Source organism: Corynebacterium sp. UMB10321, assembly GCF_030228725.1.
In the GTDB taxonomy this organism is placed as follows: domain Bacteria; phylum Actinomycetota; class Actinomycetes; order Mycobacteriales; family Mycobacteriaceae; genus Corynebacterium; species Corynebacterium pseudogenitalium.
The window spans coordinates 1-232 of sequence record NZ_JASOZC010000079.1; the positions used below are offsets into that span (position 1 = coordinate 1).

1 protein-coding gene is annotated in these 232 nt (G+C 34.1%); it reads left to right on the forward strand.

Going from position 1 to position 232, the window contains the following annotated elements:
• Positions 1-79: 79 nt before the first annotated feature.
• On the forward strand, positions 80-232 hold a 153-nt coding region (locus QP752_RS11350; RefSeq protein WP_284805557.1), incomplete at its 3' end, for an HIT family protein.

Below are 232 nucleotides of genomic sequence, written 5' to 3' on the forward strand. Positions count from 1 at the left end.
CTCACGTACTTTTTCATCCACAGAGAAATCAACTTGTGGTAAAGTAAAGGAAAGAACCTAGAGAAAAGAGGAATTTTTCATGAATGATTGTATTTTTTGTAAAATTATCAACGGCGAAATCCCAAGTTATAAAGTCTATGAAGACGAGAAAGTCTACGCGTTTATAGACATTACACAAGTGACCAAAGGGCATACCTTAATGATTCCAAAACAACACGTTGCTGATATTTTT